Here is a 14,612-nt window from a genome sequence, read left to right on the forward strand (position 1 = left end):
GAGGGGCTCTTCACACGCGGGTGAGCGGGCGTACTACTTCCAGACGAGGCCCTTGCCCATGAGGAAGGGGTCGCCCCAGTACTGGGCGGCGGCGACCTTGGTCTCGGCGGACGGGGCCAGCGCGATGGCGCAGCTGGTCTGGGTCTTGCCGTTGGTGAAGCCCTTCGGCAGGGACTCGTTGTCGCACTTCGCGAACTTGCCGATGACCATCAGGTCCTGGGCCTCGGTGCCGTCGCCGAGGAGGCCTCGGATGTGGCCGACGGAGCTGTAGGCGAGGTCGGTGCTGCCGATGTTCTTGACCGTGTAGTGGATGTAGTAGGGGACCTTCCCCTTCACCTTGTCGCCGAGCTTCATGGCGTCCAGGTCGGCGGGGTCACCCTTCTCGATCTTGGTGACGGTGAGCGCGATGTCGCCCTTGGTGCTCCCGTACTTGAACGGGAACGCGGCCGCCTCGCCGAGCTTGAACTGCTGGCCGTCCTTGGCGGTGCCCGCGGGGGCGCCGGGGGCATCGGGGGCGCCCGGGCTCGCGGGGGCCGCAGGGCTCGCGGGCGGCGAGACCGCCGCCGACGGATCGGACGGTTCGGACGGCGCCGACGGCGAGGACGGCGCGGACGGGGACGCCGCGGACGGGCCCGGGGTCAGTTCCTCGTTGCCGTCCTTGCAGCCGGTCAGGACGAGGGTTCCGACGACGGCCAGGCCCACGGCACCCAGGGTGGTCTTGCGCATGCTGGTGTTGCCCACTGTTCTCTTCACTCCCCCATGGATTGCGCGTCGCGGGTGTGGCACGACGCCTCTGTGGATCTTGATAGGGGACGCAAAGGGCTCCCGGCCAGGCCGGGAGCCCCTTCGTGACGTGTCCCGGACATAAGAGGGACGTAAACAGAACACGGCAACAATCGGCGGGGGATCAGCCGACGAGCAGGTCCTTCTTCAGGCGCTTCAGCTCGCGCGCGTCGATGCCCAGGCCGTCCTTGAGGTAGCCCTGGAAAGTGCCGAACTTCGCCTCGGCCTCGTCGAAGCCCGCGTTGAGGTATTCGGGACGCACGTCGAGCAGCGGCTTGTAGACGGCGGCCTGCTGCGGCGGCAGGTGGCCGAGGATCGCGTCGTTGGCGGCCTTGCGGTAGTCGTTGCTGGCCAGGTAGTCGGCCATGACCGTCTCCTGCGGCACACCGAGGGCGGTCAGCAGGGCGGCGTTCGACCAGCCCGTGCGGTCCTTGCCGGCGGTGCAGTGGAACAGGACGGAGCGGGCGTCGTCCTCGCGGATCGCTTCAAAGACCTGCGTGTAGGCCTTCTTGCCGCCCTCGCCGCTGACCATGGCCTTCTCGGCGTCGACCATCGCCTTGACGGCCTCGTCGGGCGTGCGCGGCATGGTCTGGAACGAGCCGGAGCCCGCGAACACGTCGGCGACGACGTACTCGGCGCCGGCCGGGACCTTGTCGGGGTCCTTGGCCCGCTCGTCGGCCATGCGCAGGTCGAAGACCGTCTTGACGCGCAGGCGCTGCAGCTTGGCCAGGTCGTCGGCGGTCAGCTTGTTGAGGGCGTCGGAGCGGTAGACCTCGCCCATCTTGACCCACTGGCCGCTGGTGGTGCGGTAGCCGCCCGCGTCGCGGAAGTTGACCGCGCCGGAGAGCTTGATCTGGCGGTCGGCCAGGCGCAGGCCCTGACCCCGGTCCGCGTCGAACCAGAACCACTGGCGGCCGACGGCGGGCAGGCCGGTGACCACGGCCTCACCGGTGGCGCCACCCTTGGCGACGACCTTTCCGTTCGCCCGGATCTCGACGCGCTTGACGCCCTGGGCCTTCCACTTCAGGTTGAACGATCCGTCGGCGGCGGCGGTGACGGTGGCCTCGGTGAACGGGATGGCGTCGGCGGACTGGTGGTGGCCGCTCCACGGCCAGTCCCAGCTCGACGCGTTGGCGGCCGGAACGACGGCGAGGGAGACGGTGACGGCGGCGGCGACGGCGGTCGCGGCGAGGGTTGCCTTCTTCATGTCGGCGAGGCTCCGGGGCCGGGGGAAACGTCGCATGAACACGGAATGGCTGGAACCGGCCCCCCTGAAGGCAAGTGGCAAAACATGCCACTGATGCCAACCATGCCGATCTTGTGCCCCCGTCCGGCCGGAAAGATTCGCTTTCCGGCCTATCTACGGTCGCTAACCGGCTGCATGACTGACTCCTTCCGGTTTCGACCGGGCATGTCCACTACAGTGCGCGCCAGAGCGACGGGTGGGGGGATACCGCATGGACGCCGATACGCGCAGCGCTGCGAAGAACACGACCGACGGCACCGAGGAGCACACGGGGACATTGGCCGAAAGACAACCTGTGGACGCTCTGAACCCGGCGAGTGCGGCGAATACGGCCGGCACGGCGAGTGGGGCGAGTGGGGCGAGTACGGCGAGTGCGGCGGGCCCGCTGAACCCGGCAGACCCGGTGGTCACGACCGGCGCCGTCCGGACCAGCGCCATCACCACCGGCCTGTGGGGCCGGGCCGAACAGCAGGACTTCCGCAGCCGGGTACGCGGCACCCTGCTCGGCACCGCCCTCGGCGACGCCCTCGGCGCGCCCGTGGCCGGCCTCTCCCTCGACGGCATCCGCGAGGCCCACGGCCTGGAGGGCCTCACCGAACCCGCCGCCGCCTACGGGCGCCGCGGCACGGTCACCGCCTCCACGCAGCTCACCCTGTTCACCGTGGACGGGCTGATCCGGGCCCACGTACGCCGCGACACCGGCGCCTGGCACCCGCCGACCGACATCCACCGCGCCTACCTGCGATGGGCCGCCACCCAGCACGACTGGGGACCCGACGAACGCCGCCGGGACAACGGCTGGCTCGCCCACGAGGAGTGGCTCTACGCCCGCCGCGGCCCGGACCGCGCCTGCCTGACCGGCTTCGGCGACGACATCCTCGGCACCCTGCGGAAGCCGAAGAACCCCACGGCGCGCGATGCCGCGGCCACCGTCCGCTCCTCCCCGTTCGGGCTGCTGGTCGGCTGGGAGCCCTCCCTCGTCCTCCAGCTCGCCGTGGAGTGCGCGGTGCAGAGCCACGGCCACCCGACCGCCTACCTGTCGGCGGGCGCGTTCGCCGTGATCGTGCACGGCCTGACCCGCGGCGACTCGCTGGATTCGGCGGTACAGCGGGCGATCACCCTGCTGGAGTCGCGCCCGGGACGGCAGCCGGTCACCGACGCCCTGGAGCGGGCGGTCACCGCCGTGCCGACCGGGTCGCCCTCCCCCAAGGTGGTGGAATCCCTGTCGCCGGGCGACGGCCGGGACGCCGAGGACGCCCTCGCCGTGGCCGTGTACTGCGCGATGGTCGCCGAGGACATCCGGCACGGCCTGCGCCTGGCGGTGAACCACGGCGGCGACTCCACGGTCACCGGAGCGCTCTGCGGTGCCCTGCTGGGAGCCCTGCACGGCGAGACCGCCCTGCCCGCGCCGTGGCTGGCGGAACTGGAGGGCCGGGCCACCGTCCTCGAACTCTCCGACGACTTCGCCCTGGAGATGACCCAGGGCCCGACCCTGCACGGCCCCGCGGTCTCCTCCCCGGGCTGGCTGGCCCGCTACCCGCGGAGCTGACGGGGCGGGGCGGGGAGCGGGCTGCGCGACACCGGGCCGCGGACACCGGGCCGCGGACACCGGGCACCGGGCACCGGGCACCGGGCACCACCCACCACCCGGAACACAGGTTGCGTCCTCTCAACATTCGAGGGCGCAGCCCGTACGGTGGGGCATCACCCGAAGACCCGCCGCCCGGACAGGCCCGGCACCTGAACAGCCTCGCCGGCCGAACGGGCCCGCCGTTCGCCGGAGGTGCAAGCGCCCATGCGGATCGCCGCCACCATCTTCCTCACGGACCGGACCCCGTCCCCGGTCCGGATCGCCCGCGTCCTGGAGGAACGCGGCTTCGACGGCCTCTACCTGCCCGAGCACACCCACATCCCGGTCTCCCGGGACACCGACGCCCCCATGGGCGGTGACCTTCCCGAGCAGTACGGCCGCACCCTCGACCCCTTCGTTGCCCTCGCCCAGGCCGCGGCCGTCACCGAACGGCTCCGCCTGGGCACCGGCATCACCCTGGTCGCCCAGCACGACCCCATCGGCCTCGCCAAGCAGGTCGCCACCCTGGACCACCTCTCCGGCGGCCGGCTCACCCTGGGCATCGGCTACGGCTGGAACGTCGAGGAAGCCGCCGACCACGGCGTCGAATGGGGCACCCGCCGCGAACTGGTCCGCGACCGGATGGCCCTCATGCGCGCCCTGTGGGCACCGAAACCCGAGGGCTACATCGGGGAGTTCGGCTCCGTCCGGGCCAGCATGGCCCACCCCAAGCCGGCCCAGCCTCCCCGCGAACTCGCGGACGGCACACCGCTGCACGGCCCGCGCACTCTGATCGGCGGCACTCCCGGTCCCAAACTCTTCACCCACATCACCGAGTTCACCGACGGCTGGATCCCCATCGGCGGCCGCGGCCTGAGCGAGACCCTCCCGGCCCTCCGCACCGTGTGGGAACGCGCCGGCCGCGACCCGAAAACCCTCCATGTGATCCCGTACGCGGTCCAGCCCACGCCCGGCAAGCTGTCCCACTACGCCGACCTGGGCATCGAGGAGGTCGTCGTGCAGCTCCCCTCGGCCGGCGAGGCGGAAGTCCTGCGCGTCCTGGACGAGTTCGCGCAGTACCTGTAGCCGGCCCGGCCGGTCCGCGGACGGCACGGCGAAGCACGGGATGACGCGGCACGGCATGGCACGGCGAAGCACGGGATGGCATGACATGGCACGGCACGGCACGGATCTGAGTACCTCCCTGAGCGGGGGTACTCAGGCGTCCCGCTCCACGCTCGGCCAGACTCACCCCATGAGCACCCCACCGCCGCCGACCACCCCGCCGACCCCGCCGCCGGCCGTCCCGCCGACCGCGCCGCCGAATCCGGCAGGGACCACGCCGGACGCGTTCGGCCCGCCCCCGGCCATGCATCCGCCCCGGCCCCGCCGCCGCACCGCGCTCTGGTGCACCCTGGCCGCGGTCCTGCTCGCGGTGGCCGGCACGGCCGGCTGGTGGCTGCTGCGCGACGCGGACGACAGCCCGCTGGCGGGCCGCCCCCGGGTCACCGACCAGGCGGCCGGGGTCTCGTACGCGATCCCGGAGGGCTGGAAGCAGCCCGAGGACAAAGACCTGATCAACGCCTTCACCTCCACGATCAGCAAGGCCACCGCCGCCACCCCCGACACCTCCCCCGACTCCATCGCGACGGTCCTGGCGGGCCGGGCCGGTTCCATCCCGGAGGCCGAACTCAAGCAGCGGACGGAACGCTCCGCCCGCTCCAACGCGACCTTCTTCTTCCCGGACGGCAGGTCCACGATCGACGAGTCCCGCCCGACCACGGTCGGCGGCCGGCCCGCCCACACCGTGGCCCTCAAGGTCGACGACGGCAGGGGCGGCACCGCCCACCTCCGCCTCACGGTGATGACCGTCGCGGACGACCGCTCCGCCTTCCTCCTCGGCATCGCCCAGCCCTCGGACGCGGCGGAACGCCAGGAGATCGACCAGATCATGTCGAGCGCGAAGGCGACGTAGCCGAGGCAGGCCGCCCGCCAAGCCGGGCACTGCAACGAGCGCTCACCCTCGGCGACAAGAACGGCTTCGACGTCAAGCCGCTCCAGGGCAGCGCCTCACGATTCCGGCTGCGGGTCGGCGACTACCGGGTCGTGTACACACTGGAGAACGGTCAGCTCGTCGTGTGGGTCCTCGCCGTCGGCAACCGGCGGGAGATCTACCGAAGTACCTGACGGGGGTGGCGTTACGGTGCCGGGGCAGCGGAAGCGCAAGAAGCGGGCGGAGGCGGCGGCGCGCCGGCAGGCGGCCAAGCTACGGGACGGCGAGTGGGAGGCCGTGTTCACGACGTACGAGCACGACGAGTTGAGGGCCTTCCTGCACCGGCTGGTCACGGAAGGCGGGGTCACCGATCCGGACATGATCCGCATCGACATGCCGTGCGGCCGCCTCGTCCACCGGACGTCCTACACGGTCAGCGTTTTCCGTCCGGCCGATCCCGGCCCGTCCCGTACGCTCGCCCCATGATCAACAATTCCACCCACATCCGCGTGGCCCGCCCGTCGCGCGACCTCGCCGCCGCCGAACGCTTCTACGTCGACGGCCTCGGCCTGGACGTCGTGTGGCGGAGCACCGAGCACGTCCCCGGCGAGCACGACCTCCTCATGGTCGGCCCGAAGGGCGGCGGCTGGCACTTCGAGCTCACCCTCGACCCGGACAACCCGATAGTCCCCACCCCCACGGTCGACGACCTCTTCGTCGTCTACCTCGGCGAGCAGCCGGACGAAGCCCTGATCGACCGCCTGACCGCCCACGGCGGCACCCGCGTCCCCTCCCACAACCCCTACTGGGACGAGTACGGCGTCACCTTCGAGGACCCGGACGGCTACCGCCTGGTGCTCTGCTCCCGGACCTGGGGCTAACTCCGTTCCCAGTAGGCGCAGTCGGCGCGCCGGCCCGAGTCCCCGCCGGTGAGGCTCGGGCACGGGTCCGGGTCCGGGTCCGGCTGCCCGGCGGTGGGCGTGGAGCGCTCCCACCTGAGGTGTTCCTGGCCCTCCCCGGCATCGTCCCCGGCCTGTAGGCAGAGGGTGGCCGTGCCCCCGGCCACGACGAGCACGGCCCAGCCGACCACCCACCACCGCCTGACGGATCTCCGGGAGGGTCCGTCAGCGGTAGTCATCGGGGTGCCCCTGCATCCATGTGTTGATCTTGTCGCGGGTCCCGATCAGCGTCTTCTGGTGCTTCTTCAGGTTCTCGAAGGACCGGTCACCACCGAGCTCCACATCGAGCTTCCGGACCAGGGCGATCGGCTCGGGGAAGTGACCGGGCCCCTTCGGGTCCGCCTTCATTGCCTTGTCCAGGCGGTGGAGCTCGTCGTACACCCGCCCGAGGAAGTACTCGCAGTTGCCCGGGGTGCAGGAGTCGTTCAAGGTCGCCTGCAGCCCGGCGAAGGCGTCCCGGACCTTCTCGGGCGGCAGGTCGGACGGCAATCCGGAGGGCGATCCGGAGGGCGATCCGGAGGGCCTGGGGGTAGCGGCGGCACCGCCGTCACCCGTGCCCGCCGAAGGCGAGGCAGCTACCCCGCTCCCTCCGACGGCACCGGCGGACGCGCTGGCGGGCGCACTGGCCTCCGCCGTGACCGTCGTGGCTCCCCCGGCCGGCTTGTCGGCCTTCGGCGTCGCGGTACACGAAACCCCGACCGCCGCCAGAGCCACAACCGCAATGGCAGTACCCCGCATAGATGACTTGAACATGCGCCCCCCTTGATCGTCGACCCGACGACCTTACAGAACTGCCGTTCGACTGCGGCTCGGCCGGTACGGCCTGTACGACCTGTACGACCTGTACGACCTGTACGGCCGAGCTTGCAGGGGGCGAGCGGAGGGCCGCCAAGCCGCTTGGCGGGATTGCCGGTTGCCGGGGCTCCGCCGGGTCGGGAGCGAGAGGGTGCCCGGGGGCTGCCCGTCAGTCCTCATCGTCCTTCCGTGCCGGCCGCCGGCGTCAAGGGCGCGACGTTGTCGCGTCGCCTCCGGCGATGGCCCTTCGGGCCACCCTTGACCCCGACGTCCGTCCCGGAACGACAAGGACTGTCGGGCGGCCCCCGGGGGAATGGCATGGAGGGACCCAGGCTCCCTTGGCAGTGGCGTTGGCGGGCACGGGCGGCGGCTGTCGCTCGGCCAGCCGCCCATCCGGGCGGACGCAGCGGTGAAGTCGATCAGATCTACGTAATCCGGCTCGGCCCACGCGCACCAGATCGCTTCGCGCTCCTGAGTTCTCAGCGGGTGCGGGCCGCCAGGGGCTCTGCTTCTTCCCACTGCCGCGCCCTCCCTCTACTCCTCCGTCCAGAACCTCGCCAGGGCTCCCTCCTTGTACGGGGCCGAGCTGACGCTCAGGTCGCCTGAGAAGGGGCGGTCCAGGACGAGTACCAGCAGCAGGCTGAAGCCGATCAGGGCCGCCACCGCCGACACGAACAGCAGCTGCATCTTCAGGCTTCGCAGCCCGAAGAGGAACGTCAGCGGCAGGATGACCAGCGCGCCGCCGTACACCAGCACCTGCAGCAGTACCGGCAGTGACGTCTCGGCCATGGTGATGCGGGCGCGACGCTGTTCCGCCACGTCGTTCAGGCGCACGGCGGCCTCCTCGTAGAAGGTCTGGGCGCGGGCCGACTGCGGCTCGTACGCCTGGAGTCCCGCGTACATTCCCGCCGTCTGGCGCGCCGTCGCCGAATAGCTCGGCTGTCCCTCCCTCATCAGGGGCCACTGCACCTCGACCACCGCGCGTGTGTACTCCCCGACCGCCTTCTCGATCCGTGCCCGGTCCTCCGGCGGGAAGACTTCCGCGCTGCGGACGACCAGCGCGAGGTCCGTGGCCTCCGAGGCCACGATGTTCTGGGTGTTCTCCACCTGGGTCCACAGCGTCACGACCACGAACGCCAGGATGATCCCGTAGATCGCGCCGAACATGCCGAGCGCGACGCCGACCATCTCGTTGTGCTCGCCGCCCGCGAGGTGCGGGAAGCGGCGCCGGGTGGCGAGGCTTCCCGCCACCGCCAGGCCGACCACGCAGCCGACCACGAGGATGCCGAGGGTGAGGGTGCTGAAGTGATTGAGCAACCAAAGAGCCATGCCCGGATCAACGACCGGCCGGCCCTCGGGATTTGGCTATTCGAGCGGCCCCCGGCCCGCCATCCCTGCCTCCCGTGCGTCGATCAGCTCGTCCCAGTGCTCCCGCGTCCACTCGCACGCCGCGTCCAGTGGCCCCAGCAGCCCGCGCCCGAGTGCGGTGAGGGCGTAACCGCCCGCCCTGCCGGGCGCGACCCGGGCCACGAAGCCGTCCCGCTCCAGCCCCCGCAGCGACTGGGTCAGCGACTTCGAGGTGATCCCCCGGAGCGGCACCTTCAGCTCCGAGAAGCGGCGCGGCCCGCCTTCCAGGCAGCGCAGGATCATCGGCGCCCACTTGTCACCCACCCGGAACGGAACGAGCGTGGACGGACAGACAGGGTCGAACATCTCCGGATCCAACGGCGCGCCCTCCGACGGGTGCTTCATCTCCCCCACCTCCACGCCCCTCACCGTATGGCGGTATCCGATCGGTAACCGCCCTTCCCCCTAGCCTCCCACCCATGAGCAGCCACAAGATCATCATCTTCGGTGCCGCCGGGCGGGTCGGCCGTGCCGCCGTCGCCGAGGCGCGTCGTCGCGGTCACCATGTCACCGAGGCACTGCGTCCCGGCACCGATGTCACCTCGCCCGAGGACGTCGCGCGTGCCGCGGCCGGGCACGACTCCGCGATCGTCGCCGTGTACGACCCGGCGGCGGCGCCCGCCGCCTTCTTCCCGGCCGTCGGCCGCGCGCTGGCGGCCGGGCTCCCGGACGCCGGGGTCCGCCGGCTCGTCTCCGTCGGGCTGGCGTCCGTGTTGCCGACCGCGACCGGGGGGCTGCTGATGGACACGGATGGCTATCCCCGGGAGTGGAGGCCGTTCTACGCCGCCCACGCCGCCGGCACCGACGCGCTGCGCGCGGCGGCCCCCGCCGCGCTCGACTGGGCGGTGCTCAGCCCGTCCGGCGACTTCGACCACGAGGGGACTCCGGCGGGGCGGTACGTGTGGGCACCCGCCGATGCGGCGGCCCGCATCACCCCGGCCGACTTCGTCCGCGCCCTGCTCGACGAGATCGAGAGCCCGACCGTGCACGCGGCCCACGCCGGCGTCACGGCCGGGGAGACGGCATGACAGCACCGGCCGAGCCCGTCGTCGACAGCCCCGACGCCTGGGTCGCCGCCCACATCCGCCGCTTCGAGGAGACCGGCGGTCTCCCCCGGCCCGGTATCGACGACCTGCTGCTGACCACCCGGGGCCGCACCTCTGGCGTGCTGCGCCGCACCGCGCTCGCGTACGTGCGGGACGGGGAGGCGTACGTCCTCACCGCCTCCAACCGGGGCTCCGACCGGCACCCGGCCTGGTACCTGAACCTGCTCGCCGACCCCCGTGCCACCCTGCACGTCGGACGGCACGCCCTTCCCGCGACGGCCCGCCCCGCGACCCCGGAGGAAGCGGCCCGCCTGTGGCCGCGGGTGGTGGCGGCCATGCCGTCGTACGCCGCCTACCGCGCCACCACCACCCGGGAGATCCCCCTGCTCCTCCTCACCCCGTCCGGGTGACGGCCGCGGCTCGCCTCGCCTCGCCGGCTATTCGGTGTCCTTCGGATGCCTCGTGGCAGCGTGCACCAGCCAGACCGTCCGTGTCGTCTCGTCCACGAGGTACCGGACCCGCCCGCCGGCCGTCACTTCGTACTCCCATTGGGGCAGCTCCCTGCCTCCAAGGGATCTGGCCTCGAGGGGGCCTCGAAGCCGGTGTTGGCGACTCGGCTCAAGTTGCGAAGTCGGATGCTTCCGGAGGGCTTCAAAGCAGCGCCTGGTGTTTCCCGGCGCCTCCGAAGCCAGCTCACCCCAGCCTTTCGCCGCCTCATTGGTGGCGAACCGCAGCCTCCACTCGCCCGCGACCGCCGGTGGAGCGACGTCGTCGCCACGCTTGGGACTCACGGACCGACCACCTCGCCGTGGTCTTCCCCCGGCAGAGGGCGGGTGAGCTCGGCGGTGAGTCCGGGGTCGGCAAGGATGCGTGCCGTCGCCCGCCACTCCGCGATCACCCTGTGCAGGTTGGCATGCACATCGAGGTCCGCCACATCCTGCGCCGAGCCGCTCAGTTCGGCGATGAACTGCCGAAGGTCTTCTGCCGGCAAGTGGCGCACCCACGGGAAGACCGCAGGCAGGGCGAGGCTTATGGCTCTCGCCCCGCCGTCGGTCGTGATGAGTGCGCTGAAGAGGCGGGCAGTGATGTCGGCGGTCTCTTCCCGCTGCCGGTCGTGGGCGGCAGTGGTGAGGTACATGTCCTCACCGTCCCGACGGGTGACATGCACGCGCTGCGCCTTGTCCAAGGTCTCGGCGACCCGCTTGGAGTTCTTGGACAGCTCGGAGAACGAAACCGTGGGTGTCAGCACCCTTCGACGTTAGTTCGGAATACGTTCCGAAGTCAACGGGCGACGGCCGGGTGAGTGAAGGCCATGGGCAAGGCGGGCGGGCAGGTGGGGTCAGTCGACCTTCGGGGCGTTCGGGAGGCCGTTCTGCAGGGCGCCGCCGGCGCCGGAGAGGGAGGTCTGGGTGGCCTTGGTGGCACTGCCGGTGGCCTCGGCGGCGACGCCGATGGCGGTCTGGGTGTCCTTGACCGCGCCGGAGGGGTTGTCCACGACGCCCGCGACCCGCTCGACGACCGGGCCGACGCCGCTCATGGTGGTGGATTCGTCGGCGGTGGCGGAGGCCGGGGACGGGGACTCGGACGGGGACTGGGCGTGCGCGACGCCGGGGACCAGGGCGGCGGCGGCGCCGCCCGTGAGGGCCAGGGCCGCGAGGGTGCGCTTCATGACGTTCATGTTCATGCCCCGCCCAACGACCTCACCGCGCCGCGGGTCACTTGCCGCCGCGTCCCGCGTTGACCGTTGACCCGGGCGTTGTCTCGCGCACGACGCCCGCGGGCCCCGGATCGAGGGTTCTCGATCCGGGGCCCGGTGACAGAGCGGAGGGGACCGGTCAGGCCGGTGGGTCGTTCGGTGGGGTCCGTCGGGTCAGTCCTCGACCACCAGCGAGGGGGTCTCCTTCGTCAGCACCTCGCCGCGGAAGAACGCCGGGCTGCGGCGGGCCGTGACCAGCATGATCACCAGGCCGAGGAGGAGCAGGCCCACTCCGATGATGAACACGCTGCCGACGCCGAGGATGCCGGAGCCGGAGCCGTAGGCCGGGTCGAAGGTGTCGTACAGGGTCTTGAAGAAGACGGCGGCCAGCAGCAGGCCGCCCAGGACCGGGAAGACGCCCTTGAGGAACAGGTCGCGGACGGAGCGGCCGAGCTCCTTGCGGAAGTACCAGGCGCAGGCGAAGGCCGTCAGCGAGTAGTAGAAGCAGATCATCAGGCCGAGCGCGAAGATCGTGTCCGTGAGGACGTTCTCGCTGACCAGCGTCATGATCGTGTAGAAGGCGCCGGTGGCGATGCCCGCCATGACCGTGGCGCGGCCCGGGGTCTTGAACTTCGGGTGGACCTTGGCGTACGAGGGCGGCAGCGCCTCGTAGGCCGACATGGCCAGCACCGTGCGGGCGACCGGGATGAAGGTGGTCTGCAGCGAGGCGGCGGCGGACGCGAGCACCGAGACGAAGAGCAGGATCCCCAGGACCGGGCCCATCACCGGGCCGGCCAGGGCCGCGAAGACGTTGTCCGAGGTCTCCTCGTTGGCGAGGCCGAGGCCCTCGCCGCCGGAGCCGACGGCCATCTGGGCGGCGATGCCGGTGGCCAGGTACGAGCCGACCAGTACGACCATGGCCAGGAGCGCGGCGCGGCCGGGGGTCTTCTCGGAGCCGCTGGTCTCCTCGTTGGTGGCCAGGCAGGCGTCCCAGCCCCAGTACATGAAGATCGAGAGCGAGAGTCCGGCGGTGAAGGCGCCCATGGACTCGACCGCGAAGGGGTTCATCCAGGACCAGGAGAAGTCCAGGCCGGTGTCGAAGGTGCCGGCGGAGGCCTTCTGGAAGGCCATGGCCACGAAGATCGCGAGGACGACCAGCTGCAGGCCGACCAGGGCGTACTGCACGCCCTTCGTCGCGGTCATGCCGCGGTAGCTGATCGCGGTGGCGAGGGCGATCAGGGTCAGGCAGGTGGTGATGTGGACGAGCTTGTTGTCGTCCAGGGCGGCGACCGAGGGGTTGTTCGTGATCTCGCCCGCGAGGAGCCAGAAGTAGGAGGTGGCGACGCCGGCCAGGTTCGAGAGCACGATGATCGTGGCGATCACCAGGCCCCAGCCGCACATCCAGCCGACGCGCGGGCCGAAGGCCTTCACGGTCCAGGTGAAGGAGGTGCCGCAGTCCGGCATGGCCTTGTTGAGCTCGCGGTACGCGAAGGCGACGAGCAGCATCGGGAGGAAGCCGGCCAGGAAGACGGCAGGCATCTGGACACCGACCTCGCCCGCCGTCGACCCGAGGGTCGAGGTGAGGCAGTAGACCGGGGCGACGGTGGAGACACCGATCACGGCACTGCCCAGCAGGCCGACGGAACCCTTGCCGAGTCCCTTGCCGCGTACGCCGCCCTCGGCGACGCCGCTTACCGTGTCTCCGGCCTGGGGCCGCATGTCCAGCTGTGTCATGGGACAGGACGGTAGATGCTGCGGTTTCCTTATCCGGAGGAGTTAAGTCCGGTAGTCCACAGGACTAAAACCCTTTGATTGGCGAGATCAAATCCGTTCACGCACTCGCAATGAAAGGTTCACTCAGGCATCCATCCACGATTCAGCAGGCGCCGACTCCGGGGTTTCGGAATGCGGAAACCGCAGGAGTACCCGTTTTGTCCGTTTCAAAACTTTCCCGTGGCAATTTTCCAAGGCCCCGGAGCCGGGCCCGGACCGGCCTCCGTCCGGCAGACTGGGCCCGTGCCCACCGCAGACGAACTCATCGGCGCGGATACCGTCAGCGCACTCGCCCGGCTGCTCGGCCGGGCCGCCGGCCGGCGGTCCCCCGCCCCCGCGCTGCGCGCCCGCGCCGACGCCCTCGAAGGCCTCTCCTACAGCGGGCGGGTCGCCGCCGTCCGGGACGCCGTCCTCGACGACCTGCCCGCCGACTGGCCCGGCTTCGAGGCCGTCGTACGGACCGCGCTCGAGGACCCCGGCTTCGACGGCTGGATGACCTTCCCGGTCAACGAGGCCGTCGCCGTCCGCGGGCTGGAGGTCTTCGAGCCCGGCCTCGCGCTGCTCCACGACCTCACCCCGCGGCTCACCGCCGAGTCCGCCGTACGCCCCTTCCTGCGCGCCGACCCCGCCCGCGCCCTGGCCGTCGTACGGGACTGGGCCGCCGACCCCGACCCGCACGTACGCCGCCTGGCCAGCGAGGGCAGCCGGCCCCGGCTGCCGTGGGCGGCGCAGCTGCCCGCCTTCATCGCCGACCCGCGGCCGGCCGTGCCGGTGCTGGACGCGCTGTACCGCGACGAGTCCGAGTACGTACGCCGCTCCGTCTCCAACCACCTCAACGACATCAGCCGGGACCACCCCGAGCTGGCCGTCGCGACCGCCGGCCGCTGGCTCGGCGACCCCGCGCCGACCACCGACCGCGTGGTCCGGCACGGCCTGCGCACCCTGGTCAAGGCGGGGCGGCCGGAGGCCCTGACCGTCCTCGGCCATGCCCCGGACGCGCCGGTCACGGTGGGCGGGCCGCGGGTCACCACCCCGCGGGTCGCCGTCGGCGAGTACCTGGTCTTCGACTACGAGGTCACCAACGACGCGGCCGGTCCCGCGGAGCTGGTCCTCGACTACGTCATCCAGCACGTCAAGGCGAACGGCAGCCGCACCCCGAAGGTCTTCAAGCTGGCCACCCGGGCGCTGGCGCCCGGCGAGACCCTCACCGGCACCAAGCGGCACTCCTTCAAGCCGATCACCACCCGGCGCTACCACTCCGGGGAGCACCTGGTGCAGCTGCAGGTCAACGGGCGGGTGCAGGGGGAGGCGGCGTTCCGGCTCGACGCCGGATGACCGCCGGGA

18 protein-coding genes are annotated in these 14,612 nt (G+C 71.6%); 9 read left to right on the plus strand and 9 right to left on the minus strand.

All coding sequences use genetic code 11. The features are described from left to right. Positions 1-33: 33 nt before the first annotated feature. Both ACGFQ9_RS11300 and ACGFQ9_RS11305 read right to left on the minus strand, forming a co-directional pair. Positions 34-753, minus strand: coding sequence for a hypothetical protein (locus ACGFQ9_RS11300; protein WP_393573479.1), 720 nt, complete (start codon positions 751-753; stop codon positions 34-36). A 154-nt stretch (positions 754-907) separates the two neighbouring features. Next, the gene (locus tag ACGFQ9_RS11305; RefSeq protein WP_393573480.1) at positions 908-1,990 is read right to left on the minus strand and encodes a tyrosine-protein phosphatase; all 1,083 of its coding nucleotides are present in this window, start codon (positions 1,988-1,990) and stop codon (positions 908-910) included. Positions 1,991-2,465: 475 nt separating this feature from the next. On the opposite strand from ACGFQ9_RS11305, the gene ACGFQ9_RS11310 reads away from it, so the two are divergent. From ACGFQ9_RS11310 to ACGFQ9_RS11335, 6 genes are all read left to right on the plus strand, one after another. Next, entirely contained in the window at positions 2,466-3,578 is a 1,113-nt protein-coding gene (locus ACGFQ9_RS11310; protein ID WP_393573765.1) for an ADP-ribosylglycohydrolase family protein, read from the plus strand. A gap of 246 nt (positions 3,579-3,824) precedes the next feature. Continuing rightward, positions 3,825-4,685, plus strand: a complete 861-nt coding sequence (locus tag ACGFQ9_RS11315) for a TIGR03619 family F420-dependent LLM class oxidoreductase (RefSeq protein WP_393573481.1) — start codon at positions 3,825-3,827, stop codon at positions 4,683-4,685. 169 nt (positions 4,686-4,854) lie between these two features. Then, a complete protein-coding gene (locus ACGFQ9_RS11320; protein WP_393573482.1) occupies positions 4,855-5,574 on the plus strand; it encodes a hypothetical protein in 720 nt (239 codons plus the stop codon). Between the two features lie 29 nt (positions 5,575-5,603). Next, positions 5,604-5,786, plus strand: a complete 183-nt coding sequence (locus tag ACGFQ9_RS11325; protein ID WP_393573766.1) for a type II toxin-antitoxin system RelE/ParE family toxin — start codon at positions 5,604-5,606, stop codon at positions 5,784-5,786. 16 nt (positions 5,787-5,802) lie between these two features. Then, entirely contained in the window at positions 5,803-6,078 is a 276-nt protein-coding gene (locus ACGFQ9_RS11330) for a hypothetical protein (RefSeq protein WP_393573483.1), read from the plus strand. After that, positions 6,075-6,473, plus strand: coding sequence for a VOC family protein (locus tag ACGFQ9_RS11335; protein WP_393573484.1), 399 nt, complete (start codon positions 6,075-6,077; stop codon positions 6,471-6,473). Before ACGFQ9_RS11330 ends, ACGFQ9_RS11335 begins: the two co-directional genes overlap by 4 nt. Here ACGFQ9_RS11335 and ACGFQ9_RS11340 read toward each other — a convergent pair. From ACGFQ9_RS11340 to ACGFQ9_RS11355, 4 genes are all read right to left on the minus strand, one after another. Continuing rightward, positions 6,470-6,730: a hypothetical protein gene (locus ACGFQ9_RS11340; protein ID WP_393573485.1), complete on the minus strand. Its 261-nt coding sequence runs from the start codon at positions 6,728-6,730 to the stop codon at positions 6,470-6,472. The two genes, ACGFQ9_RS11335 and ACGFQ9_RS11340, sit on opposite strands and share 4 nt — an antisense overlap. After that, a complete protein-coding gene (locus tag ACGFQ9_RS11345) occupies positions 6,717-7,040 on the minus strand; it encodes a hypothetical protein (RefSeq protein WP_393573486.1) in 324 nt (107 codons plus the stop codon). The genes ACGFQ9_RS11340 and ACGFQ9_RS11345 overlap by 14 nt, the downstream gene beginning before the upstream one ends. An 840-nt stretch (positions 7,041-7,880) precedes the next feature. After that, positions 7,881-8,675, minus strand: a complete 795-nt coding sequence (locus ACGFQ9_RS11350; protein WP_393573487.1) for a DUF4239 domain-containing protein — start codon at positions 8,673-8,675, stop codon at positions 7,881-7,883. Positions 8,676-8,711: 36 nt separating this feature from the next. Further along, positions 8,712-9,098, minus strand: coding sequence for a winged helix-turn-helix transcriptional regulator (locus tag ACGFQ9_RS11355; protein WP_393573488.1), 387 nt, complete (start codon positions 9,096-9,098; stop codon positions 8,712-8,714). A gap of 74 nt (positions 9,099-9,172) precedes the next feature. Here ACGFQ9_RS11355 and ACGFQ9_RS11360 point away from each other — a divergent pair, with 74 nt between their 5' ends. Together ACGFQ9_RS11360 and ACGFQ9_RS11365 are read left to right on the plus strand one after the other, a co-directional pair. Next, a complete protein-coding gene (locus ACGFQ9_RS11360; protein ID WP_393573489.1) occupies positions 9,173-9,781 on the plus strand; it encodes an NAD(P)-dependent oxidoreductase in 609 nt (202 codons plus the stop codon). Further along, entirely contained in the window at positions 9,778-10,209 is a 432-nt protein-coding gene (locus ACGFQ9_RS11365) for a nitroreductase family deazaflavin-dependent oxidoreductase (RefSeq protein WP_393573490.1), read from the plus strand. The genes ACGFQ9_RS11360 and ACGFQ9_RS11365 overlap by 4 nt, the downstream gene beginning before the upstream one ends. Positions 10,210-10,586: 377 nt before the next feature. On the opposite strand, the gene ACGFQ9_RS11370 is transcribed toward ACGFQ9_RS11365, so the two are convergent. From ACGFQ9_RS11370 to ACGFQ9_RS11380, 3 genes are all read right to left on the minus strand, one after another. Continuing rightward, entirely contained in the window at positions 10,587-11,048 is a 462-nt protein-coding gene (locus tag ACGFQ9_RS11370) for a prevent-host-death family protein (protein ID WP_393573491.1), read from the minus strand. 90 nt (positions 11,049-11,138) lie between these two features. Continuing rightward, positions 11,139-11,468 (minus strand): hypothetical protein, encoded by a 330-nt coding sequence (locus ACGFQ9_RS11375; protein WP_393573492.1) that lies wholly within the window; start codon positions 11,466-11,468, stop codon positions 11,139-11,141. 201 nt (positions 11,469-11,669) lie between these two features. Beyond that, positions 11,670-13,229 carry an APC family permease gene (locus ACGFQ9_RS11380; protein WP_393573493.1) on the minus strand — a complete coding sequence of 520 codons (1,560 nt, stop codon included), beginning with the start codon at positions 13,227-13,229 and terminating at the stop codon, positions 11,670-11,672. Positions 13,230-13,511: 282 nt separating this feature from the next. Between ACGFQ9_RS11380 and ACGFQ9_RS11385 the strand changes: the two genes are divergently transcribed. Beyond that, positions 13,512-14,603 carry a DNA alkylation repair protein gene (locus ACGFQ9_RS11385; RefSeq protein WP_393573494.1) on the plus strand — a complete coding sequence of 364 codons (1,092 nt, stop codon included), beginning with the start codon at positions 13,512-13,514 and terminating at the stop codon, positions 14,601-14,603. The last annotated feature ends 9 nt before the right edge of the window (positions 14,604-14,612 follow it).

Source organism: Streptomyces sp. NPDC048603, assembly GCF_043199475.1.
Classification (GTDB): Bacteria; Actinomycetota; Actinomycetes; order Streptomycetales; family Streptomycetaceae; genus Streptomyces.

Excerpts from the sequence above, each read along its gene's own strand:
- ACGFQ9_RS11305 (WP_393573480.1), bottom strand. The coding sequence starts at position 1,990 with ATGAAGAAGGCAACCCTCGCCGCGACCGCCGTCGCCGCCGCCGTCACC.
- ACGFQ9_RS11315 (WP_393573481.1), top strand. The coding sequence starts at position 3,825 with ATGCGGATCGCCGCCACCATCTTCCTCACGGACCGGACCCCGTCCCCG.
- ACGFQ9_RS11320 (WP_393573482.1), top strand. The coding sequence starts at position 4,855 with ATGAGCACCCCACCGCCGCCGACCACCCCGCCGACCCCGCCGCCGGCC.
- ACGFQ9_RS11335 (WP_393573484.1), top strand. The coding sequence starts at position 6,075 with ATGATCAACAATTCCACCCACATCCGCGTGGCCCGCCCGTCGCGCGAC.
- ACGFQ9_RS11340 (WP_393573485.1), bottom strand. The coding sequence starts at position 6,730 with ATGACTACCGCTGACGGACCCTCCCGGAGATCCGTCAGGCGGTGGTGG.
- ACGFQ9_RS11350 (WP_393573487.1), bottom strand. The coding sequence starts at position 8,675 with ATGGCTCTTTGGTTGCTCAATCACTTCAGCACCCTCACCCTCGGCATC.
- ACGFQ9_RS11355 (WP_393573488.1), bottom strand. The coding sequence starts at position 9,098 with ATGAAGCACCCGTCGGAGGGCGCGCCGTTGGATCCGGAGATGTTCGAC.
- ACGFQ9_RS11360 (WP_393573489.1), top strand. The coding sequence starts at position 9,173 with ATGAGCAGCCACAAGATCATCATCTTCGGTGCCGCCGGGCGGGTCGGC.
- ACGFQ9_RS11365 (WP_393573490.1), top strand. The coding sequence starts at position 9,778 with ATGACAGCACCGGCCGAGCCCGTCGTCGACAGCCCCGACGCCTGGGTC.
- ACGFQ9_RS11375 (WP_393573492.1), bottom strand. The coding sequence starts at position 11,468 with ATGAAGCGCACCCTCGCGGCCCTGGCCCTCACGGGCGGCGCCGCCGCC.
- ACGFQ9_RS11380 (WP_393573493.1), bottom strand. The coding sequence starts at position 13,229 with ATGACACAGCTGGACATGCGGCCCCAGGCCGGAGACACGGTAAGCGGC.